The organism is Nostoc sp. EspVER01 (genome assembly GCF_034530635.1).
GTDB lineage: Bacteria > Cyanobacteriota > Cyanobacteriia > Cyanobacteriales > Nostocaceae > Nostoc.
In genome coordinates this window covers 20,923-43,974 of the sequence record NZ_JAVRCS010000043.1, presented here as the reverse complement: position 1 = coordinate 43,974, position 23,052 = coordinate 20,923, and the positions used below count along the sequence as shown (strand labels likewise).

The following is a 23,052-nucleotide window of genomic DNA, read 5'->3' as shown; positions in this document are numbered from 1 at the left end:
TCCCCATGCCCATGCCCAGCTAGAAAAGTTTACTTACTAAGCAATTAAAACTAGGTAGCAAAGGACTTGTCAGTCCATCTTGACTAAATAAGGTAGCTGCTAATTTTAATACAGCCTTAGAAACCCCCTAGCCTTTTCCTAAATCATATTTTAAAAATACCGACGGCGGGCGGAATGTCGTAAATAGCGATAAATGCCCCAAGCTAAAACTCCAAAAAAGAGATTTAGTAAAAAACGACTAAATATAAACCACAAAATATCAGTGTCAAAAAGCTTTGACGGACTCAAAGGACTAATTTTCCTGACTAAGAGAAACAGCCCGAAAATAGCATTTCCACCCAGCACGAGGGCAAACAACACTAAACTCCTCTGCCAGTAACAGCGCTGGGGTGTACGTTCTGAAATCAGGGTAATTAGAGGTTTACCTTGCACTTTTCGTAGTAATTGTTCTAGTCGCCAAAACATCCATAACAAAAACGGAAATAAACCGTAACTTAGAAAACGTATGGGTAATGAATAACCCCAAGTACTAGATAGGACATTCACTAAGGCATGACAGATTACAGAATTTAGCCAAGCCCTAAAAATAAACTTTTTGTCTCGATTTAAGCGATTTTTAGAAGAAATATAGGTTCCTAATGCATATCCCCAAGGCGCAGAGAACATCGCATGGACTGGCGTGCCGATAGTACGTTCAAAAACTGATGCTGTACCGTGGAAAAAGTAAATCCAGTTCTCTTCGGCAGTAAATCCAAGGGAAACGGCTATGGCGAAGAGAAAAACCGTAGAGTGAAGTAATCGATACTTGCGTTGCAGATAGTAAGTTGGGATAACAACCGCAGCCAACTTGCAGCCTTCTTCAATTGGGCCTATTTCTACAAGCTGCCGCAAGGCTGTACCAGGAAGCCAACGTTTCATCTGCTGCCAGTCTACAAACCAGTTGGCTACAGTTTCAAAATCCCATTCGAGTCTAAAGGCTAAAACACCAGATATTGCCCCAATGATAAAGAACATCAGTAACTTTAACAGAGGTGGGGCAAATGGTACTCGACAGTAGTAGTAGCATAGCAGCAGCAATGGTGGTATGGCTGCCCACAACACTAGAGATAAATCAACCACTCACCTGAGCAATTACTGTACGGTGACGGTGGGTATTGTTGGTGATAGTGGGAGCTTGGAAACCCGCCTCAACAATCGCTTGCTCAATGTCCAAAGCAAAATATTCATCTAAATATGGTTCGGTACTTTTGAGCAAAGTCAAAATATAGGCTGGCATTTTCTTGTAAACTTCAGATTTGGGATTCATATCCATGATTGCCAAGTAGCCACCCGGACGCAACACGCGCCGCATTTCAGCTAAAATCTGTCGGGTTGCTGATTGGGGTAATTCGTGGCACATGAGGAAAATGGAAACTAAATCAAAGGAGGCATCAGGTAGCCCGGTAGATTCAGCTTGGGCATGAAGCCAGTTAATTTTAGTTTGACGTTGCCCAGCGCGGTAATTGGCAACTGCTAAGAAGTAGGGAGATAAGTCTAAGCCTGTAATTTTGGTATGGGGATAAATTTCTTGTAGGGCAAAACTACTCAAGCCCACACTACATCCTACATCCAAGATGTCTTGCGGCTCATTAGGAATTTGACTTTTCAGGATATTGTGGTAACTTTGGCGCAACATCGGATCGCCCTGCGCTTCTTCAGAACCCTGCCAAATCTTAGCGTGGACAGCGTAAGCAGCAGGTTCTACTTCAAAAGCAGCTTGCCAACTGAGATTTCCGGTTTCGTAAGCATGGAATGAGGTGACGTAGTAATTGGGGTAGGAAAGCTGAGGATTTTGTACTTGAGCAAGATCGTCCTTCCAATCACGCGCTTGTAATGTTTCGACTTCTTGCGTCCAAGGCACACCAATTCTCTCAGCACGTTTAATCATCATTTGTCTAGCTTGATGCTTGGCTAGGTTAGCTAAAGGCTGGATTGCCAGTATGCCATTCACCAAGCGAGAAGCTAAACCAGGATTAGTGTTTACAGCAGCAGTCATAAATTAGTTTGCATTTAACAGCCTTTTCTACTTATGACATAGTTGCTGGAGGCCAGTCTAGATGCAAATTGAAAAACATTCTGGGGAATGGGGAGTGAAGAAGGGAATAGGTTACAGGTTATAGGGTAGAGAGTAAAGGTTATTCTCTATCATCTGTAACCTAAAACAGTTTCCCCATCTCGCATCCAAAAGGTTATTTCCTATCATATCATGTCCGCTTGATTGCTTATTAAACCCGAAGAACCCCACCCCGCCCCTCCCCGCAGGCGGGGAGGGGTTGGGGGTCTTTCTGGGGCAGGTTTTTTTGATTAGACAAATTTTTGGGATTTTAAAACCAAAACCATTGTCTGAGAACTTAAAACTACGTTCAATAATTGAGAACATTCTCAACTATTTATCGAAAGCCTAAAAGCCTGCCCTTGAAAGGGGTTGGGGGTGGGGTTATTTTATTATGGGTAATTTGGCGGACATGATATCACCTGTAACCTGTCACCTAATCTCCATGCTTCATACCCTATTTTGCACTAGGCTTAAGAGCTAATAACATCTCTAATTCACTGGTGGATTTATCTGGGCTAATAGCGGTAAAACCAAGACCACGAATGGAATTCAGGATGGTGATAGTATCGGCGTTAGATGATACAAAACTATTGATTAGGGGCACAGTTTTAGTTTTATCCATATCCAGGTAGAAATAGCCGCCATTGGGCTTTTGCAAAGAACCAGTCACGGCTTTGAAAGCGTCGCTAGTGTCAAGAGATGGATTTTTGCGATCGCTAACTGCGTCTGCAATTGGGCCACCAAGAGCTACAAATACAGTATCTTGATCTAGCCAACCATGTGCTAATAAAGCTCCTTGTCGGGGAATTTGCCATTCAGTTACGTTTTTACCACCGATATTTCTATTGGCAACGTTGATTTGTTGGGTTTTGGCAAGGGTATCCAATTTTGTCAAGGTGGCTTCGGCAGTTTTGCGATCGCTAGTATCAAATACTAAAGCACCTCCAAAACCAACACTCGCTAATACTCCTTGATTTGATGGAATCGCACCAAAGGCAAATTCCCCATTCATCCAGCCAAAAATATCCTTATCTAGGTCTATATTGGCGAATTTCAGTTGTCCTCGCGCTTGTTCCAGAGCTTGCTTCATTTCTGGATAATCTTTTGACTGCTCTACTAGCACTTCCCAACCACGGCTGATGCCATTTCCGCTAATCAGAGCAAAGGTCTCGGCAGGAAATTGCCCGACTATATTCCCAGGACTTGATTGATACTGAAATTTATTTAATTGCGGATCTAAATTAGCGATCGCTTTTACCCTCACTCCCGCATCATCAACTCCAACACCCGCTACCACAGATTTTATCTGCTTCAATTGCGTCAGGGTTTGTGGAGGTAACTGCTTTGCCTGCGGATTTCCAGCAGTTAATTGCTGTATCATTTCGGCATAGTCTGGTACATAAATTTGGGCGAGGCTGTTTTTAACATCCACTCCTTTAAGAATGCTGCTAGCACCTTCTTTACTGGCAAAAGAAGACTGCCCCTTAAACGTATCAATTGCTTTTTCTACAGCTTGCTTTTCAGGGGCTAATACCAACTGACTATCATTTAAAACTACGCTATAGGTCGGCTTGCCATTTTGTGTAGTTTCAACAATTTTTTGACCTTGATAGTCAGATTCCTGTAATTTCACCCCTTTTTGTGACTTCAATTTGTTAGCAAAATTCAAGGCGCTGAGTTTGTCCTTGATTCCCACTACTATCAGGATATTTGATTCCTGCTGTAAATTTGTTGGTACATTAGGTGTCCCAGAGGGTACGTTTAACTGTGCCGGTTTTACAGAATTTGGTGGCAATACAGCAATCATGACACCACCAGCCCAAGGCTTTATATCTTTTTCATAAGAAATGTTACTGTCACTGAACATTTGCTTATTGAAATCTTCCAGACCTTTTGCTACTAACTTTTGTGCTTCTGGAGTGCCAAACTGCTGTAATTTTGCCCAGGCTTCAGAGTCATTAGTAATATAAGTTGCCATCAGTGCTGTTGAAGGCACTACTTTCGCACTACCTAGAGCGTCTGATGTACCTACTGGTGAGCCTTTAAAGTACGTATAAGCCGCTATACTTCCTACGACAACGACGGCAGCACCAACAGCAGGAATGAGAAATTTTGATTTACTTTCAGGCATTGTGTTATCCTCTTTTGCTCAGATTGTCACCGAGATTTATACAAGTGTCACTGTAGAGTTTTCGGATTTATAATATTTCCGCTAATCCATCGCTAGACTAACCCATGACAAAAGGATTCAGCCGCACACTCGTTGGCAAGCTGCACGTCTACCCCCTCTTTGCTGAAAATTGTTGCTTTTGACATCCATAAGCTTTTGACATCCATAATTAATTGGATATTAATCATAAAAATTCTCAGTTAAATCTCATGTCTCAATTAGCAAACATGCAACTTAAAAGTGATTTTTCACCACAAATGGTGTTTCTGTAAATTAAATACATAGCAATCCTATCTGATTTGTAAAAATTGCAAGGGTAAGATTCTCGACTTCTCTAATAAGTTGAGAATCTCATTGTTTACGAATGATTTCAGATTGCTATAACACTTGGATCTCGCAGTCCATCTATACAGCAAACAAGCTAGCGATGTCTACGATGGTCACTGAGCCTGTCCTGAGCGTAGCCGTTGGCGCAGCCTCTCGTAGAGAAGGGCGCAGCCGTTCGCGCAGCGTCTCGTAAAGAAGTGCGGGCTACGCCTACGCCGATTTGTTAAAGAAGTGAAGAGGATTTGACAAGCGCAACGTCAATCTACAAGCATTACCTCTGAGGGACTTTTACATGCACTCGCCAGTATGGGAGTTTTTACGGAGACAGAAATCTGTTATTGTACTCTCACACAACTGGTATCCTGCATTTAGTTTCAACTCCAGTTGGTATTTACTGATAAAATTAGTAATCCCACAAATTAGCGGTCTAAAATTACTCTCAAAAATACTTCAACCAGATGAGGAGCGAATCTGCAAATGATATGCTGTTCATTTTAAACAAAATAGCGTGTTCAGCAGCAAGCTATCCTAAAGTTATAAAAATAATTAGGAGTATTTGTACTTAATGAGAATCTATAGAGGTGCAAGAGACTCTTGACTCAATACCAAAAAAGTGCAGAAGAACATCAGCAAAAGTAAATGCGGCAGGGATATGGAAAAAATCCCAAGATCAGTAGTCGATCTTTGGAAGTTCGGGTGAGATTAATTTCAATCTCCCAATCCCAAAGGTGAGAAGTCACCTTCATAATGCCCTGTTGAGGGAAATACATCAGATACCGCTATTTTACTTAACTACATCCAACCAAGCCAGACTTTTCAGGATTACAAGGTCAGTAAGCATCAATGTCGCAGTCTTATTTTGATACAGATAATAACGGACACAAACCTTTTGAGTTACCGGGAGCAAGACCACACTACAACCCCGATCGCCCCGGACAGGTAGAGCATATTTTTCTCGATCTCAGCTTGGATATCCCCAAGCAAAGCTATCAGGGCAGTTGTAGCATTCGCCTCTTGCCAATCCGTAATGGTATTGATCGTTTGACTTTGGATGCTGTCAACCTAAATATCGAGTCTGTGCAGGTGGACGAAGTGCCACAAAATTTTAACTATGACGGCGAACAGCTTTCCATCGAACTTTCTCAGCCAACCCAGATTGGTAAACGCTTGCTGATTGCGATCGCCTACTCGGTAGCAAAACCACAACGCGGTATTTATTTTATTCAACCAGATAAGCACTACCCAAACAAGCCTACTCAAGTTTGGACTCAAGGCGAAGACGAAGACTCTCGCTTTTGGTTCCCCTGCTTTGACTATCCAGGACAACTATCTACTTCGGAAATTCGTGTCCGCGTTCCCAACCCTCTCGTAGCAATTTCCAATGGTGAATTAATTGACACCACAGAAGATGGTGATTACAAAGTCTATCATTGGTTACAGCAACAAGTTCATCCTACCTACTTGATGACTTTAGCAGTAGGTGATTTTGCTGAAATTCGAGATGAGTGGAACGGGAAAGCTGTCACCTACTATGTCGAAAAGGGACGGGAGGAGGATGCTAAACGCAGCATGGGCAAAACTCCCAGGATGATCGAATTTTTGAGCCAAAAGTATGGCTATCCATATCCTTTTCCGAAATATGCCCAAGTTTGCGTTGATGACTTCATCTTTGGCGGCATGGAAAACACTTCCACAACACTGTTAACAGACAGATGTTTGCTGGATGAACGCGCCGCCTTAGATAACCGTAACACTGAAAGTTTGGTCGTCCACGAACTCGCGCACCAGTGGTTTGGTGATTTGGTAGTGATTAAGCATTGGTCTCATGCTTGGATTAAAGAAGGGATGGCTTCTTACTCTGAGGTCATGTGGACAGAACAGGAATATAGTCTAGAAGAAGCAGCTTACTATCGTTTATTGGAAGCTCGTCGTTACTTAAGTGAAGATAGCAGCCGTTATCGTCGTCCAATGGTAACGCACGTTTACCGAGAAGCTATTGAACTTTACGATCGCCACATCTACGAAAAAGGATCTTGTGTCTATCACATGATTCGGACTCAATTGGGAGATGAGTTATTTTGGCAGGCAATTCAAACATTTGTCCAAGATAATGCCCACAAAACCGTAGAAACAGTAGACTTACTCAGGGCGATTGAAAAGGCAACCGGACGTAATCTTTTGTTCCTGTTTGACCAATACGTTTATCGTGGTGGTCATCCCGATTTTAAAGTAGCTTACTCTTGGGATGGAGATGCTAATTTAGCAAAAATTACAGTCACTCAAATCCAAGCTGATGAAGGTATAAATGGCAGTAAGGATTTGTTTGATTTAAAAATACCTATTGGTTTTGGCTATACGCAACAAGAAAAAGTGAAAAGTGAGGAGTTAGGAGTTAAAAATAATTCTAAACTCATAACTCCTAACTCACAACTCAAAATTTTTACTGTCCGGGTGAATGAACGCGAACAAAGCTTCTACTTTCCCCTAGAAAATAAGCCCCAATTTATTAGCTTTGATGTTGGAAATAATTACCTAAAAACAGTAGCTTTGGAATATCCAATCGCGGAGTTAAAAGCACAGTTAGAATTCGATACCGACCCGATTTCGCGTAGTTATGCAGCAGCAGCTTTGGCGAAAAAAGGTGGGTTAGAAGCGATCGTTGCACTGTCTGCATCGCTAAAAAATGACCCATTGTGGGGTGTGCGTGTGGAAGCGGCGAAACAACTAGCCAAAATTAATTTAGATCAAGCCTTTGATGGCTTAGTTGCTGGCTTAAAAGATAAAAATGCTTACGTGCGACGATCTGTAGTGGAAGCACTTACTCAAATCAAAACTGCTGAAAGCTATAAAGTTGTGAAAGGGCTGTTGCAAAAAGGCGATCCCAGCTACTACGTGGAAGCAGCAGCTTCTCGTGTGATTGGAGCGATCGCATCGGCCAACTTGGAAGAAAAACCCAAGGAAGACAAAGTATTAAAGCTGCTGAAATCTGTTTTAGAAGAAAAGGCGGGTTGGAATGAAGTAGTGCGGAGTGGTGCGATCGCCGGTTTAGCTGAATTCAAAACTTCGGAAGCAGCTTTAAATCTGCTGTTAGAATACACCAAACTCGGTGTGCCACAACCTCTACGTTTAGCCACAATTCGCGCTTTAGGAAAGATTTCTGTCGGTCAAAGTCCGGCTAATTTGGAACGGATTTTAGACAAATTAACGGAACTAGCCAAAGAAAGCTTCTTTTTAACACAAGTAGCCGTAGCCGCAGCATTAGGACAAATGGAAACACCTAAAGCAGTGGGAATTTTGCGATCGCTAGCTGAACAAACAGCTGATGGGCGTGTACGTCGCTCTGCTGAAGAAGAAATTTCCAAGGTGCAAAAGAACATTGGTTCAGAAAAAACCCTGCGTCAACTGCGTGAAGATTTCGACCAACTCAAACAACAAAATCAGGAATTGAGAAGCCGTTTAGAAAACTTGGAGGCCAAATCTAAATAGCAATACATGACAATTAAAAGTAGGTAATTGGTAATTGTGGCAAAGCTATTACCAATTACCACGGTTTTAGTTGATGCTGTAATTTTATTTTCCACTTAAATTACAGGTATAAATAAACATAGTACGAAGATCCCCGGCTTCTATTAGAAGCCGGGGATCTTTATGTTGTAAGCGGTTACTGAGTTTCAATTTGCATATATAGGTACATATTTATATTTATATAAATTAAAGTTAAGAAAAGATAAAATCATCAAAAAGATGGATAAGTAGTTGTAGTTTTATAAAGTATAATTAAGAAAAAGATAAACAAATGTAGGCAGTAACAGATGCTAAAATCGCCTCGAACACTATCCCCAAAGGATAGAGTTCTAGTTGTTTTAGATAAAAGACTACCGCTATCCTGAACTTGCAACTAACTTGTGGGTTAGGAGAAAAACAATCATTGTAAATTTTTCAGTTGAAGAGGCAAAAAAAGGCGTGGGTCAGTATCAACCTGCTCAACTAAAACTCTATAATCCAGATGCGATCGCTCGCTACTATAGTTACCGTCCTTGGCTAGCTTGGGGGCGAGTGCTGAGAATTATCTCCTCCTTTGCAGGATTTATATTCGGTCTGAAGTGGGACGAGTGGCAAGATAAAGTTGAGCAGAACAAGGGTAAACGAGCTATCCAGTTGCGAGAACTGCTCACCCGCCTCGGCCCGACTTTTATTAAAGTTGGTCAAGCCCTCTCTACTAGGCCTGACCTGATACGCAAAGATTTCTTAGAAGAACTAATCAAGTTACAAGACCAGTTACCACCTTTCGATAATGCGATCGCTTACCAGATTATCGAAAGTGAACTAGGCCGTCCAATTCACGAAAGTTTTAGCGAACTGTCACCTCACCCAGTCGCTGCTGCTAGCTTGGGTCAAGTTTACCGCGGTCGTTTGGTTAGCGGTGAAGAAGTCGCCGTGAAGGTGCAACGCCCTAACTTACACCCGGTGATTACACGCGACCTATATCTGATGCGTTGGGCAGCAGGCTGGCTAGCTCCTTGGTTGCCTTTAAATCTCGGTCACGACCTAACTTTAATTGTGGACGAGTTTGGCACAAAGTTATTTGAAGAAATTGACTATATTAATGAAGGCCGCAACGCCGAGAAATTTGCTAGCAACTTCCACAATGACCCACAAGTAAAAGTTCCAAGTATTTACTGGCGTTATACCAATACCCACGTTTTAACCCTGGAATGGATTGACGGCTTCAAGCTAACGGATACTCAACGCATCCGCGAAGCAGGTTTAGACCCAGAAGCGATTATCCAAATTGGTGTAACATCAGGATTGCAACAGCTTTTAGAATATGGTTTCTTCCATGCTGACCCTCATCCTGGCAATTTGTTTGCTGTAGCCGATGGTCGTATGGCTTATATTGACTTCGGCATGATGGATCAGTTGGAAGAAAGCACCAAAGAAACGCTGGTAGATGCGCTAGTGCATTTGGTAAATAAAGACTATACCGACTTAGCCGAAGACTTTGTAAAATTAGGGTTTCTGACTCCAGATACGAATATTTGCCCGATAGTGCCAGCATTAGAAGCAGTGCTAGGAAACGCTATTGGCAAAAATGTCAAGGATTTTAACTTCAAAACTATTACCGATGAATTTTCGGAACTGATGTACGAATATCCTTTCCGAGTTCCGGCAAAGTTTGCTTTGATTATTCGTTCTCTAGTTACCCAAGAAGGTATTGCCCTTAGCCTTAACCCCGATTTCAAAATTGTTGAAGTGGGTTATCCCTACATAGCACGGCGGTTGCTGACAGGAGAATCGCCGGAATTAAGACGACGATTATTGAATGTGTTGTTCAAAGATGGTAAATTTCAGTGGCAGCGCTTAGAGAATTTGATTGCGATCGCTCGTACCGATAACAACTTTGATGTATTGCCCACAGCCCAGATGGGCTTCCAATACTTAATGTCGGAAGAAGGCAAGTTTCTTCGCCGACAGTTGGTGCTTGCTCTTACCGAAGATGACCGCTTGCACACCGAAGATGTCCAACGCCTGTGGAACCTGGTTAAAGATGACTTAAAACCGGATCGTTTATTAAATGTAGCGATCGAGATTTTAACAGAGTTATCCAGAGAAGGGGCAGCCGCTATCCTGCCAAAAACGACATTAATTGGGTCTTTTGCTGAGAACCAGTCAACAAATAAAAAGTAAAAAATCTTGAATATAAATTAGGAGTTTTCATGTATTATTTTCCTGAGCAACCGCCTTACTTTCTCTTACTTGTTGGCTTTTTGATAGCATTAACATCTGGTTTGGCATTATCTGGCACTTTGAAAGTAATTGTGCAGAACTGGCCAAACGAACGAGCAGAAAATACTCAGCCACGTTCCTCACTGAAACAATTACTTGTACCATTTATCGGCATAACAGGCGGTACTTGTCTATTTATGTCTTCAGGTTTAGAGATATTTGGCTTTCCCTCATCCTTGGCTTTAGGAGTCGGTCTACCAATTAGTCTGTTTACTTGCTTATTAGTTTGGTTGCAGCTGGGAAGTATGATGACCTTTATAGAACGTGAAGGTATGCAATCTTTAGATTTAGATTCTTTTTCTTAGAAAAGAGTAGGAAATTAATATTTTAAAATTAAAGAGAGTTTCAGACTCTCTTTAATTTTTAATGAGCAATTCTATGCTTGAAGTTGCGATACTTTAGCTTAATATTGTTTATTCTTTGCTGAATAAAGCTACTAGTGGACTTTTGCAGAAGTGTTAGCTTGCTTGGGCGCTTAAAGCTTTGAGGACGTTTTTCAGGTGATTTTAAATAGCGATAATATAAGAAAACATCGCGGTAAGCAATATCAACATCTTCACCCCCACAAAGCCTCGTAAAAGCTGAAGAAGATACACTCATATAGTGTAAGTATGTCAATTTCTGCCCTTGGTCGTAAAGAATATTATCTACAACATCAAATTTAGAAGTCCAATGGCAACCAGTCGCTTTACCGTGATAGGCGTAATTGTAGTAATAAATTCCACTACGTAAAACTAAATAGTTGAGAACTGTTTGATCGGAATCTGCCCATGCCAGTGCATCAGCTTCACCTGCTTCTAAGTTTGCTAGTAGATTTGCTAACTTAGCATCGTCAAAAACACCTTTTTTAGAAGCAAACCAACCAGAACAAAAAATTTGATTCCTAATATCTTCTATAGGAAAAATCTCTGCTAGCTTATCTTCTGTCCAGTTGAAAATATAATTCAAATCGGATCTATATTGAAAGTCATTTGTAATCCAATCATATTCATCCAACTTTTGATAAACATCATCGAGTGATTGCATCAACAAGGTATCTCCATCAAAAAAGATAAACTTGTCAAATGGGCCATCTAGACAGCAGAGCTTTCGATGTCTTTCTATGCGATAATTATCTGGCAAACCATATTCTCGCCATAGCTTTAACGCCCTTGGGTGAGCTTTCCAGATCCGAGAGCCAAAGTCCTCCCAATAGGCTATAGAATCAGAATTTTCAAACAAAGTAACATTATCTCTAGATGCAATTTCTGCCTTTACTTTCTCTAGCTGGTCATTATATGGAATTACACAAACAGGAATTTCTCTACCAGCATTAGCTTCTATGCTGTTGAGCAAAGCAACTAGTTGGTCATAGACAACATCATTCGCTAAGGTGTAAATACCATCAATCATTGTAATACTCCTAACATTAAGTACGCGCAGAAACAAAGGGAAATAAACGGCGAGTCAGTTTGGGGATGAAGGCAAATTTACCCTCATGAAGATAGCGATAGTGTTCCCACACTTGCCAATAGGGACTACCAGTTTTCATCCGCGTACCAGCCCAGTGGAGATATTTGAGTCGTTGTCCTCGGTCATAGAGGGCGTAATCTTGCTGTTGAAAATTTCGTGAACCTGCCCAACTACCAGGCCCTCCTCCAGGAATTTTAACGAGATTTCCACGTTTAGAAATTAGTTTGAGAACAAGATAATTTAAAATAGGTTGGTCTGTAACTCCTTCCGAAAAATCGAAATATTCGCGATGTGCTGCACACTCGCGTAAAGCTTCATCCATTTGTTGTTCGGTAATAGCTCCTTTCCTCGAAGCCCAAAAACCACTGTTGAAAACATCTTGAAGTTGGGCATCGGAAAAAATTTGCTGTTCTTTCACAAATGGGGAAAAAATATTTCGCAGCTTTTCATTAGCATGATGGTAATCACAGCAGAAGAAATCGACTTCTGCAAGTTTGTCCAAATTGTCGGCAATTTTTTCAAAAACGACAATATCCGTATCAATATAAATAAATTCATCTAAAGGCCCAAACCACGCCACCAGTTTTCGCATTTTGTTGGGTAAGGCGAGGAAATCTCGGTCAAAAATTTCTCCGATGCGTTTGGTAAAGGTATCAATAAGTTCTAAATCTGGGAAAACTTGGACGTTGTGTAAGGTAGCAAGCTGTTCTGCTACCTTGTGATAATTGTCATTAAAAGGTATGAGATAAATAGTAACTTCTGGGTCATAGTAACGAATGCTATTGAGTAGAGCAATAGCATTATCGATAACGCGGTCATTGGCAACTATATAAATGCCCCTACTCATAAATTATCCTTGGTTAATTAACTTAAGTTTTTGCAAAGCTCTGGTAAGCAAATTTGGTGCTGGAGCGTCATTATAATTTTTAGGAGGATTGGTAAATACTGGACGCTTTTCTGGTTCGTGTAAGTAACGATAATAGAGAAATAAATCTCGATAGGGAAACTGAATATTTTCTCCCGCACAGACTGCTTGATTGATATTAGGAGGAATCCCAATGTAATGGAGATAAGTTAGTTGATTACCGCGATCGTAAAGAATATGTTCTCGTTCCTCGAAGTGTTTAGAACTAGCAGAACATCCTGTTTTTTGATTATCTGGCAGTTGGCAAGCAAAGTTATAAATAGAAAGATTAGACCTCATTACCATATAGTTGATTAATGGTTGTTCGCCAGCACCGCCATACAAAATTTCTGACTCGCCATTTTGTAAATGTGATATTAACCAATCTCTTTTTTCTGAGTCAAATAGCCCTTTTTTTGCGCCATAAAAGCCTGAGCAAAATATTTCGGAATCAATGCGTTTTTGCTCAAAAACTTTTAGTAATTTGGGAGAATTAACATTATATATTTTACTAACGTCTGTAAATTGAAAATCGTAGACCACAAAATCATAACTATCTAGCTTTTCAAACACTCCTGCAAGTGACTTCATTACCAAAGTGTCTGCATCTAAATAGATAAACTTCTCGAATGGCCCATCAAAAGCGCAAAAACGACGGTGAGCGCCATAAAGACGAGATTTACTCCGATTCAATCGTTCTGGTGCTGCTGCCAACATAAATTGATCCCAGCGGTCGATTGATTCTTGGTCATCGTAAAGAAATACATTTGGGCGTTTAGCTATTTCGTCAGCAATCCGTTGTGTGCGGTCGTCAAAAGGATAGATACAAACAGGAGTTTCTGGACCTAAGATAATATCAATACTGTTGAGCAAAGCCACCAGTTGATCGAAAACATAATCATTGCCAAGGGTACAAATACCATTCATAATTTATGAGTGTTGATCGACAAAGTTTGATAACCAGTTCAGCAAGTTTAATTTGTGTAAAATGATTTGACGTGCTTCTGCGATCGCATCTTTGGCAGCATACCAAGCATCAGGTGTAGCTGTCACTTCTTGGATGTAGGCAATGCCTTTTTCATCTAAACTGGGCAACCGCAAAAAACTACCCGGTGGCAATAATTTATCAGCAGCCGGGCCACCATAGTAAATTGGTAAACACCAAGCAAGTAAACTATCCCAAAGTTTCTCACTCACATACCAATTATTATCAGCATAGTTTTCAATTGCCAAATTGTAATAGTATGGTGCCATGCCATACCATTTGTTACCTAGTTCTCCTGAACTGTTCGCCCATTCTGGTAAGTTACGCCCATACAAATCAAATTTCATGCCACTAGATTGCAAAGATTGTAAAAAATCTAAACGCTGGCGATGGTTGGCCGTGCGGCTAATTCCCGAAGTAATCCAACTACAAGGGGCAACTTTTGGGGGCGGTGGCATTTCATTTAAATCTTGAAATGAATTTGAGTGATACCAAATAGCAGGCATATAGTCAGGAATGGGAGCAAAATCATCAGGCCCAGAAACGTAGCCGCAATACTTCTGGGCTTCTTGATAATTATGATTAGTTATTTTTACAACCTCATCTAAAGGCGGTTCTCTGAGCAAATAAATAATTCGCTCTTTGTTGACACCACGCAGTAGAGATTCAACATTTACTACTGGTTTTTGCTGCTGTTTGCGAAAACTATCTAACCAAGATTTTTGCGGCGATGCTTGGGGAAAATCAAATTGATATAGCAACATAAAATCTGGCTTTTGTGCCATTTTCAACATTTGCATATTCTTCCAAACACCAAAGTAGTGCGGAGTTTGTTGCCATAACCAATCTTTATTTTTAGCAAGACCTGAATAGCTGCTAATCATGCCAACAGTTTTAATAGTCATAAATCGTATTTATTCGGTTATTTTTGTACCGTTATCCTAAAATTGGTGGACGTTGATCTTCTTCTACGTAGCTTAATATTTTGGTAATTCTATTCTCCCAAGAAAATTGCTGGGCAAAATCTATACTAGCTGCATAACCCTCTATTTGTCTGGGATACTTTTCTAAAGTATGTTGAATAGATTGGGCAAGTTTATGCGGGTTATCTGGTGTACACCAACTGGCAATCAAAGGTGATGTTTTGAATTCCATTAAAGGTGGAATCTCAGTTACAACTATAGGAGTGCCAGCAGCCATATACTGAAAAAACTTAACTGGATTCGTGAAATCTGCTGATTTTCCAGCGCAGTGAGGATGAACCAAAATATCAGCTGCTTGAAACAAGCTGACTAATCGTTCTCGTGGAAGTATCCAGCCTAAAAATTTAACGTTTTCGACATTTTTATCTCTGGCTATTTGTTGATATGCTTGTACTTGTGCTTCTGTTCCTCCTGTGATTACAAACTGAATTTCTGGCAATTCTTTAGCAGAATCAATTAAGAGATCGACTCCTTTGAAAGGATACAAAGCGCCTGAATAGACAACTAAATGCTTCCGTCCATTTATAAGTAATTCTTGCCGCCACCTTTCGGCTTCTTGGGGCTGTCTGATTGAAAATGATTGATTGAATCCGTTATGTAGCCAAACTACTTTTTCCGGTGGCATTCCATTTTCTATTAGGCTTTGCCGGATGGGTTCTGACTGAGTTATGGCTATTTTAAAATAGGGACTGTGGATGATATCTTGTTCAAATTTTCGGTCTTGAAAGTAGTGACGCTCATAGATTGTAGGAACTTTATTTTTGACTGCGGCTTTCACAAAGTTCCAATCTCGTGTATGGACAACTTTAGTATGAGGTAGAATATGAATTGGTAAATAATATTTCGTTACTACTGTACTAGAATTGGTAAATTTACCACCTATTTGATCGATAGGCCAAGGCATTGGCAATGCTGCGACTTTGAGCTTTTCTTGCACATCGTAAAATTCAATAAATTCTCTGCCGGGTTTTTTGGGTTGATAAGGATAAAATAACGATAATAGATTAACAGAAGAATTTTTTTTATCTTGATAAATTAAAACTGAGGAGTAGCCTAAGTTAGCTGCGGCGTTAGCACAAAGAACATCATGAATTTCGTGTGCTGTATCCGGCTTTAATGATAGCTCTCCGGTGTAAAAAATATATTGATTTTTCTTGGAAGAATTTATCATTTTTTTTGGGGATGATAGGTTTTTCAAGATTGTGGTATAAGTATTTTTGTTCCTGACATTAACTAAAATTAAATTTTATTTTCAAAAACTTTTAATATATCTAATAGGTAAATAGCAGATTGATAAGATTCTGCAATTAATAGATTTTGTTTTTGGGGTTCGGATTCTAATTTATCGGCTAGCAAGTGCAAAGAGCTAATCAGAGGATAGAGACGCGTGCGAAACTCATCTGAGATATGACTAAAGTTTTGATACTGGTTATGTTCATCTTGATTTTGGTCTATATCTGACGATAACTGCCAGTTAATTTTCAAGTTAACTACATCGCTGAAGAGATCGATGGCGTTGAGAACTCTTAAAGCTGAGTTGTATGATTGGTCAATTAATTCTTGGCGTTCTTGGGAATTGTCTACTAGATCGTCAACTAATAGTCCCAGGAAACCAATCATTGAATTAAGCCTTGTACGCAGTTCGTGAGAAATGCGGTTAAAGCTGGGATTAGTTTTGGTGGAAACTTCAGTCTGATCGGCAAATTGCATTGAGTAGAGGCGTGAGTAGTAACCACCTTTTTGTAAAAGTGCTTCATGGGTTCCCACTTCTACCACCTGTCCTTGATCTAATACGGCAATTTGATCGGCTTTTTGGACTGTGGAAAGGCGGTGAGCAATTACCAGGGTTGTACGATCGCGACTCAGATCGTCGAGTGCAGCTTGTACTAAGCGTTCGGAAACGGTATCTAAAGCGCTGGTGGCTTCATCTAAAATCAAAATTTCGGGATTTTGCAGCAGGGCGCGAGCGATCGCTAATCTTTGCCTTTGTCCACCAGACAACATGACGCCGCGATCGCCAATTTGGCTGTCTAATCCTTGAGGTAATTTATCAATAAATTCATAAGCATTTGCTCGTTTGGCTGCTGAGATAATTTCATCTTCTGTAGCTTCAGGTCTTCCATAAGCAATGTTATTTCGCACCGAGTCATTAAAGAGAAATGTATCTTGACTGACAATTCCCATGTGTGTTCTGAGAGATTTGATATCAAAATCACGCAGGTCTGTGCCATCGATAGAGATACTGCCAGATATCGGATCGTAAAATCTCGGTAAGAGGTCAGCCAAGGTGGATTTACCAGCACCAGAACCGCCTACCAAAGCGAGAGTTGTAGCACGGGGTAAAAATAAATTTACATCTTTGAGTACTAACTTTTCATGACTAGGGTAGGCAAAGGTAAGTGAATTAAAACGTATTCCTTCTTTTAATTCTTTGTATAGAATATTACCGTTTTTCATAAACGGCTTGCGATCGCGACTTAAAAACTCACTCACTATTTCTACGCTAGTAGAACTATTGGCAAAGCTACTACGAAGACTATTTAACTGAGATACCAAAGGCAGCAGTCGCAGTAATACTAATAAATATGTCAGTAGTACCGTTGAAAGGAAAGAAACCTGGTTGGCAAAGAAAGCTTTACTCAAGAATACAATTAGAAGTAAGGCTACTACTCCCATTACCTCACTTATCGGCCCGATCGCTTGGGAGTTTACCTGAGATTGAAAATCTGCTTTTTCGCGATCGCGGATTAATTTGGTAATCTTTTGATATTCTCTGTCTTCATTGGCAGTTGACTTTACCAGACGAATTCCATTCAATGTTTCTAAAACACTGATGGAATAAGATGTAGACATTTCTGATAGTTGTTGACCAAATTTTTTCGCTCTACTAATTGTGTATTGATTGATTAATGTTATAAAACCCAACAGAATTGTTGCTGCGATTGTTAGCTGCCAAGAAATTGCTAATAATAAACCAACGAAAACTAAAATTGTAATTATTAAAATAATTAAATTGATAATACTCCCGATAGCGCTAGACGTGCGGGCAGTTTCCGAACCAAGGCGATTAATAATATCGCCTACTTTCGTTTTTGAATAATAGTCTATATCAATATCTAGCAATAACTCTAAGCTAGCTTCCCGAATATCCGCATTTAATTTCCGAGTGAAAACACTCGATGTTAAAATACTAAAATAACTAGATAAATTTTTTAATAAAATTATAAATATAATTGTTCCAGCCATTCCCAAATTCCGATAATTTTCGGGAAGATTATCAAATGGGAACATCACAGCTTTCAGAATCGGAGGAAAACCAGTTAAATCTACTGGTTGTCCAACAATTCTCAAAATTACTGGCACAATCAAAGTCACACCGACACCATTAAATAAAGCACCAGAAAATCCCAACAGCATTGTTAGGAAAATTAAACCTGGATAGGGTTTGGCGAATCTTAGTATTAGTTTTCTGGTAGACATTGGGTATTTTTATGCCAATTTAACTTAATTATTAATATTATTCACAACTGAGCAATTACTGACTTGAGCGTAGAAGCCATAGCCTCTATGCTATAGTGTTCGACACATCTTTCTCTTGCCTTGATACCTTTCTGGCTTGCTGACTCTAAATTCTGAAAAATCAATTGAATTTGTTCAGCAATTTGCTCAGGACAACCAGGCTCGACTAAATAACCAGTATCACCTAAAAGTTGGGGAATATCTCCAACACGCGTTGATAATACAGGTTTAGCCATTGCCATCCCATCTGTCAACTTCAAGGGAAATTGAGCGCGAGTTTCTGGAGTATCTCGCTGGGGAACAACTACAATGTGAGCAGCTGCTACCAAGTCAGGCATAACGTCGGCTGGATACTTAGGTAATTTGATAATCCAACGTCCCCACTTTTGTTGAAGTTGTTTATCATAATCATCATAAGGACTACCACCTACAATTACTAGTCTCAAGTCTGGTTGATTAAGTTTATCGAGCGCGATGAGAACATCTTCTAAACCTTTATAAGGTCTTGGCGCACCGGGAAACATTAAAATCCGATATTCAGATAAACCATAACGATCCCTACTGGATTCAGCATCATATTGAGCGGGATCGAATAAAGAAACATCTTTACCATTCGGAACAAATGTACCACCAAAACGCTGCTGCAAAAATTTAGTATGCACTGTCACAGCATCAGCGTGACTTACCAAACCTTCCATCCATTTCACATATAAAGTATGATGAGGATTTTTGAGTGCGCCCTGTGGTTTCAATAAGTCCCTAGCTAATTCTTTGGGTGTAGGATGATAATGCCAGTTATCACCGCCATGCCAGCTGAGTTCCCAATCATCTATGTCTAAAATTAATGGCTTTCTAGTGAATATTTTCCTTAATAGTCCAACTCCAAAACTTGCTATTTGGGGTTTGACAGCATAAATTATATCGCCATTGATTTTTGGTAAAAACTTTTGAATTTCTCCAAAAAACTCTGGAAAATCTTTGCCTGGTAAGTTATAAACGTTGAATTCGGATGGTAAATTTAAATAGAAGTTCTTTCCAAATAAAAAACCCATAATTTCAACTTCATATCCTAACTGATTGAGAGCTTTTGCTATCAAGTATGCACGCAGAATCGCTGCACTTGATAAATCTGAAACCAACAAGGATATTTTAGAAAATTTTCTCACTATTTTTATACTTATTTTTATTTAGTTTTCCCAGGATTTGTCAGCTGTTGATAAATCTGCAAATAGTAATTTAATTTGTTTTGTCGGAGTTGGAGCAACTAAATAAATTAGTTGTCAATCCATCAAGATACAAAATTTTTCTGAGGAATTTTTAAGATTTCATGGTAAAGTGCCAACATCTCTGAGGCAACAGTATCCATTGTACGTACTGGTTGGATACCTTGACGTAATTTAGCTAGTAAATCGGCGTCTTTGGCTAAAGTTGCGATCGCTTGTGCCCATGCTTGGACATCTTTGGCTGGAACTAACCAACCATCGATGCCGTGGCGGACTAACTCAGCAATTCCTCCTAAATTTGAACCTAGTACGGGAATGCCCATAGCTTGTGCTTCTAAAGCAACTATGGGGCCAGTTTCTAACCACTGCGACGGTATTGCTAGTATATCGAAACCTGCTAATGCCTCTGGTACTGCTTCGCGTGAAAGTGGTTCAGCAATCCGAATCCGGCGATCGCGAGATGCGATCGCCATAACTTTTTCACGATTGGCAGCACCGTATTTTCCCGGATGAGTAGCATGAAGAATTAACTCTACAGGTACATCATTCGGTAGACTATGTACGGCTTCTACTAAAACTTGTACCCCTTTAGTTTCTTGCCAGCGGCCCAAAAAGCCAATTTTTAATGTAGAGTTTTGTAGTTTGTTTGGTGTTACTTCACGTTTAAAAGTGTTAGCAACACCTTGGCGAGAGACAGTAAGTTTTTCGGGAGGAACCTTGTTTGCAACAAAAGCATTGTATTGCCAATTACTCGTTACAACAATGCGATCGGCTAGTTTTGCTAGTTGCATCAAATTGCGTCTATGTTGAGACACTAGGGTAGGAATACCAAGAGTTTTACCAAGTAGACGCAGCTTGAAATTTTTAGAGGTAAGTAATTTTGTTTCTGCTGCGATGCCAACATCTAAGGGAACTTGACCTAAAGCCTTGAGCATCCAAGGCGATACTTGCTTTGCTACTCCCAAACATTGACTACAATTAACAGAGTCAATCAACCCATTGCAAGGTTCTTCACCCCAGCGCATCATCGTACCACGCAGACATATAGGCTCAGGTATGTGGACGGTGACTACAGTAGCCATCCCTAACTGGCGGGCGAGAGCAAGATGATGTAAACCGCAGTCAAATCGCCATGAGTGTTGATGGTAGACATCGGCTCGATTGTTTTCTAGCCAATTAGCAAAAGTTTCAAAGCCGCCGTGGGGTAGCTGCTTGTGTACCTGTATCTTGCTGGGGTTGGGAAAAACAGGATAACGATAAACTGAGATGCCATTGTATTCGTAGGTATCTTCTTCTGTACCCTGTTTAGGAGCAGCAACAATACTTTCTAGTCCATGTACTTGTAAGCCATGCAGTAGTGAATCTAAGTATACTTCAGCACCGGCTGATGTATCTGGAAAATACCAGCTAGTTGTATGGATTAGCTTCATTTATGAACCTGCAAAGAAAAAATTGGAAAGCTCATCTTTTTTTACCATGATTGATTGCTATATTTATCGTTATTAACATCTATCTTTTATAAAGAATACAAAGTGAATCTATAAGATTCCGTATTAATAATTAGTATGTACAAAAAAAAATCGATAGCTTATTTTGTGTTTTTGAGTAAAAAAGATAATTTAGGACAAAAAGAACAGAATAAATCTAACTTAGCTTTTACACTTCCTTCCAGAGAAATTTTACTGATATGCCCAGATTATAATTTATAGTTACTTAGTGTATTTTAAGTATTATTACGGTTGTATACTATCATAGTATTCATGGGCTTTCTCAACCTTTTCTCACTGAGATATTTAAGATTGCTGATAGATTCCAAAGTATTTACTGGAAACGGAGATATTAAGTAATGCAAGTAATCAGGCTTGAGGCACTCTCAGATAACTACATATTTTTGCTGGTGGATCGCCAGCAAGAAATTGCTGCTGTTGTCGATCCAGCAGAGGCTGAACCAGTACTAAAGCAACTTGCACAGTTAAAAGTTGAGTTGGTGGCAATTTTCAACACACACCACCACAATGACCATGTAGGTGGCAATCAGCAATTAATAGAACACTTCCCGCAACTAACAGTCTACGGTGGCGTCGAAGATCGCGGGCGAATTCCCGGACAGCAGGTGTTTTTGCAACAAGGCGATCGCGTCCAGTTTGCAGATCGCACAGCTGAAGTTATTTTTGTTCCCGGACATACCCGCGCTCACATCGCTTACTACTTTCCCCCCGAAAAATCTGGTGAGACAGGCGATTTATTTTGCGGTGATACCTTATTTTCTGGCGGTTGCGGTCGCTTATTTGAAGGAACACCAACCCAAATGGTAGATTCTTTAAGCAAATTACGCTCTTTACCAGATGATACGCGGATTTGGTGTGCCCACGAATACACTTTAGGAAATCTGCAATTTGCCCTAACTGTGGATGGCGACAATGCCGACTTACAAAGACGTTTCAACGAAGTGAAAACTTACCGTAGTCGAGGAGAAGCTACCATACCCTCGCTGCTGGGAATGGAAAAGCGAACTAATCCCTTTTTACGTTGGGATCAGCCATCATTACAATCAACCGTTAAAGGTAGTGATGGAGTGCAAACCTTTGCGCGAATACGAGAAATGAAAAATAACTTTTAGATATTGGGCATTGGGCATTGGGAATGGGGAAAGGAAAAGGGGTAAGGGGAAAAGGGGTAAGATTAAATTTATTCCTTTTCCCTTTTCCCTTTTCCCTTTAACCTTTTCCTCTGCCTCCCCTGCCTCCCCTGCCTCCAACTTTCTAGCGCGAATAGTTGCGATCGCACCCTTCCTTTCGCTAGGATCTGTAAGCTTTAGGGTATGGGCAAAGCTACTTGGGAAAATATACTCATTTCAGGAGTTCTAAGTTCTGAAAAAACACTAGTTATTCAGGACTCTTTACTCAGCACTGGCTACAACGCCCTGCTACTGCAACAGCACTGGCTCAAGGCCCCGCTACTGCTAACAGCACTGTTTTAGTGAGCAATGCTGCCCAAAACCACCCAAATTAATCAGATTTTACAGGAAAAACGAAAAACGATGGCGAAACGCGTGCAGTTAGTTTTAAATCAAGATATCAGCAAGCTGGGAAAATCTGGCGACTTAGTGGAAGTAGCTCCTGGCTACGCTCGTAACTATCTGATTCCCCAGAAATTGGCAACCAATGCCACTCCTGGTATTCTCAAGCAAGTAGAGCGTCGTCGCGAGCAAGAGCGTCAACGGCAATTAGAACTTAGACAACAAGCTCTTGAGCAAAAAGAATCTTTAGAAAAAGTTGGCAGCTTGACAATTGCCAAGCCAGTTGGTGAAAACGAAGCAATTTTCGGTACTATCACCACCCAAGATGTTGTAGATGCAATTAAGGCAGCCACCGGTCAGGAAATCGATCGGCGTGGAATTACCATCCCCGATATTAACCACCTTGGTACTTATCAAGCCGAAATTAAGCTGCATTCGGAAGTAGCGGCGCAAGTCGATATTCAAGTCGTTGCTAGCTAGGAGACAGCAGTGGGAGCATAGGAAGCAGGGAAAGTAAGGGTAAATACAAACTCCAAACTCCTGTACAGACGCGATTAATCGCGTCTCTAGCAAAATCTCAAAACTAAA

At 40.4% G+C, this 23,052-nt stretch carries 17 protein-coding genes; 5 read left to right on the top strand and 12 right to left on the bottom strand.

The window, feature by feature from the left end; all coding sequences use genetic code 11:
- Positions 1-150 precede the first annotated feature (150 nt).
- The 4 genes from RMX69_RS25390 to RMX69_RS25375 form a co-directional block, all read right to left on the bottom strand.
- Positions 151-1,119 carry a PrsW family intramembrane metalloprotease gene (locus RMX69_RS25390; RefSeq protein WP_322639092.1) on the bottom strand — a complete coding sequence of 323 codons (969 nt, stop codon included), beginning with the start codon at positions 1,117-1,119 and terminating at the stop codon, positions 151-153.
- A complete protein-coding gene (locus RMX69_RS25385; protein ID WP_289798685.1) occupies positions 1,112-2,035 on the bottom strand; it encodes a class I SAM-dependent methyltransferase in 924 nt (307 codons plus the stop codon). Before RMX69_RS25385 ends, RMX69_RS25390 begins: the two co-directional genes overlap by 8 nt.
- 514 nt (positions 2,036-2,549) lie before the next feature.
- Positions 2,550-4,226, bottom strand: coding sequence for a DUF3352 domain-containing protein (locus RMX69_RS25380; protein WP_322639091.1), 1,677 nt, complete (start codon positions 4,224-4,226; stop codon positions 2,550-2,552).
- Between the two features lie 92 nt (positions 4,227-4,318).
- A complete protein-coding gene (locus tag RMX69_RS25375; protein ID WP_289798684.1) occupies positions 4,319-4,453 on the bottom strand; it encodes a hypothetical protein in 135 nt (44 codons plus the stop codon).
- Between the two features lie 982 nt (positions 4,454-5,435).
- Between RMX69_RS25375 and RMX69_RS25370 the strand changes: the two genes are divergently transcribed.
- From RMX69_RS25370 to RMX69_RS25360, 3 genes are all read left to right on the top strand, one after another.
- Positions 5,436-8,078 (top strand): M1 family metallopeptidase, encoded by a 2,643-nt coding sequence (locus tag RMX69_RS25370; protein ID WP_322639090.1) that lies wholly within the window; start codon positions 5,436-5,438, stop codon positions 8,076-8,078.
- A gap of 477 nt (positions 8,079-8,555) precedes the next feature.
- Positions 8,556-10,280 (top strand): AarF/ABC1/UbiB kinase family protein, encoded by a 1,725-nt coding sequence (locus RMX69_RS25365; RefSeq protein ID WP_322639089.1) that lies wholly within the window; start codon positions 8,556-8,558, stop codon positions 10,278-10,280.
- A 29-nt stretch (positions 10,281-10,309) separates the two neighbouring features.
- Complete coding sequence (locus RMX69_RS25360) at positions 10,310-10,684, top strand: hypothetical protein (RefSeq protein ID WP_289798681.1); 375 nt, start codon at positions 10,310-10,312, stop codon at positions 10,682-10,684.
- Positions 10,685-10,742: 58 nt separating this feature from the next.
- Here the strand turns inward: RMX69_RS25360 and RMX69_RS25355 are convergent, their stop codons facing one another.
- The 8 genes from RMX69_RS25355 to RMX69_RS25320 all read right to left on the bottom strand — a co-directional run bounded on the left by RMX69_RS25355 (position 10,743) and on the right by RMX69_RS25320 (position 20,875).
- Positions 10,743-11,771: an Npun_R2821/Npun_R2822 family protein gene (locus RMX69_RS25355; RefSeq protein WP_322639088.1), complete on the bottom strand. Its 1,029-nt coding sequence runs from the start codon at positions 11,769-11,771 to the stop codon at positions 10,743-10,745.
- 16 nt (positions 11,772-11,787) lie between these two features.
- Positions 11,788-12,678 (bottom strand): Npun_R2821/Npun_R2822 family protein, encoded by an 891-nt coding sequence (locus tag RMX69_RS25350; protein WP_322639087.1) that lies wholly within the window; start codon positions 12,676-12,678, stop codon positions 11,788-11,790.
- Between the two features lie 3 nt (positions 12,679-12,681).
- Positions 12,682-13,662 (bottom strand): Npun_R2821/Npun_R2822 family protein, encoded by a 981-nt coding sequence (locus RMX69_RS25345; protein WP_289798678.1) that lies wholly within the window; start codon positions 13,660-13,662, stop codon positions 12,682-12,684.
- Between the two features lie 3 nt (positions 13,663-13,665).
- Positions 13,666-14,625 (bottom strand): glycosyltransferase family 10 domain-containing protein, encoded by a 960-nt coding sequence (locus RMX69_RS25340; protein ID WP_289798677.1) that lies wholly within the window; start codon positions 14,623-14,625, stop codon positions 13,666-13,668.
- Between the two features lie 31 nt (positions 14,626-14,656).
- Positions 14,657-15,874 (bottom strand): glycosyltransferase, encoded by a 1,218-nt coding sequence (locus RMX69_RS25335; protein ID WP_322639086.1) that lies wholly within the window; start codon positions 15,872-15,874, stop codon positions 14,657-14,659.
- Between the two features lie 68 nt (positions 15,875-15,942).
- Positions 15,943-18,183, bottom strand: a complete 2,241-nt coding sequence (locus tag RMX69_RS25330; RefSeq protein ID WP_322639085.1) for an ATP-binding cassette domain-containing protein — start codon at positions 18,181-18,183, stop codon at positions 15,943-15,945.
- Between the two features lie 41 nt (positions 18,184-18,224).
- Entirely contained in the window at positions 18,225-19,388 is a 1,164-nt protein-coding gene (locus RMX69_RS25325) for a glycosyltransferase family 4 protein (protein WP_289798674.1), read from the bottom strand.
- A 122-nt stretch (positions 19,389-19,510) separates the two neighbouring features.
- Positions 19,511-20,875 (bottom strand): glycosyltransferase, encoded by a 1,365-nt coding sequence (locus RMX69_RS25320; RefSeq protein ID WP_322639084.1) that lies wholly within the window; start codon positions 20,873-20,875, stop codon positions 19,511-19,513.
- Between the two features lie 416 nt (positions 20,876-21,291).
- Here RMX69_RS25320 and gloB point away from each other — a divergent pair, with 416 nt between their 5' ends.
- Together gloB and rplI are read left to right on the top strand one after the other, a co-directional pair.
- The gene (gloB, locus tag RMX69_RS25315) at positions 21,292-22,065 is read left to right on the top strand and encodes a hydroxyacylglutathione hydrolase (RefSeq protein ID WP_322639083.1); all 774 of its coding nucleotides are present in this window, start codon (positions 21,292-21,294) and stop codon (positions 22,063-22,065) included.
- Between the two features lie 420 nt (positions 22,066-22,485).
- Positions 22,486-22,944 carry a 50S ribosomal protein L9 gene (gene rplI, locus RMX69_RS25310; RefSeq protein ID WP_094352304.1) on the top strand — a complete coding sequence of 153 codons (459 nt, stop codon included), beginning with the start codon at positions 22,486-22,488 and terminating at the stop codon, positions 22,942-22,944.
- Positions 22,945-23,052 lie beyond the last annotated feature (108 nt).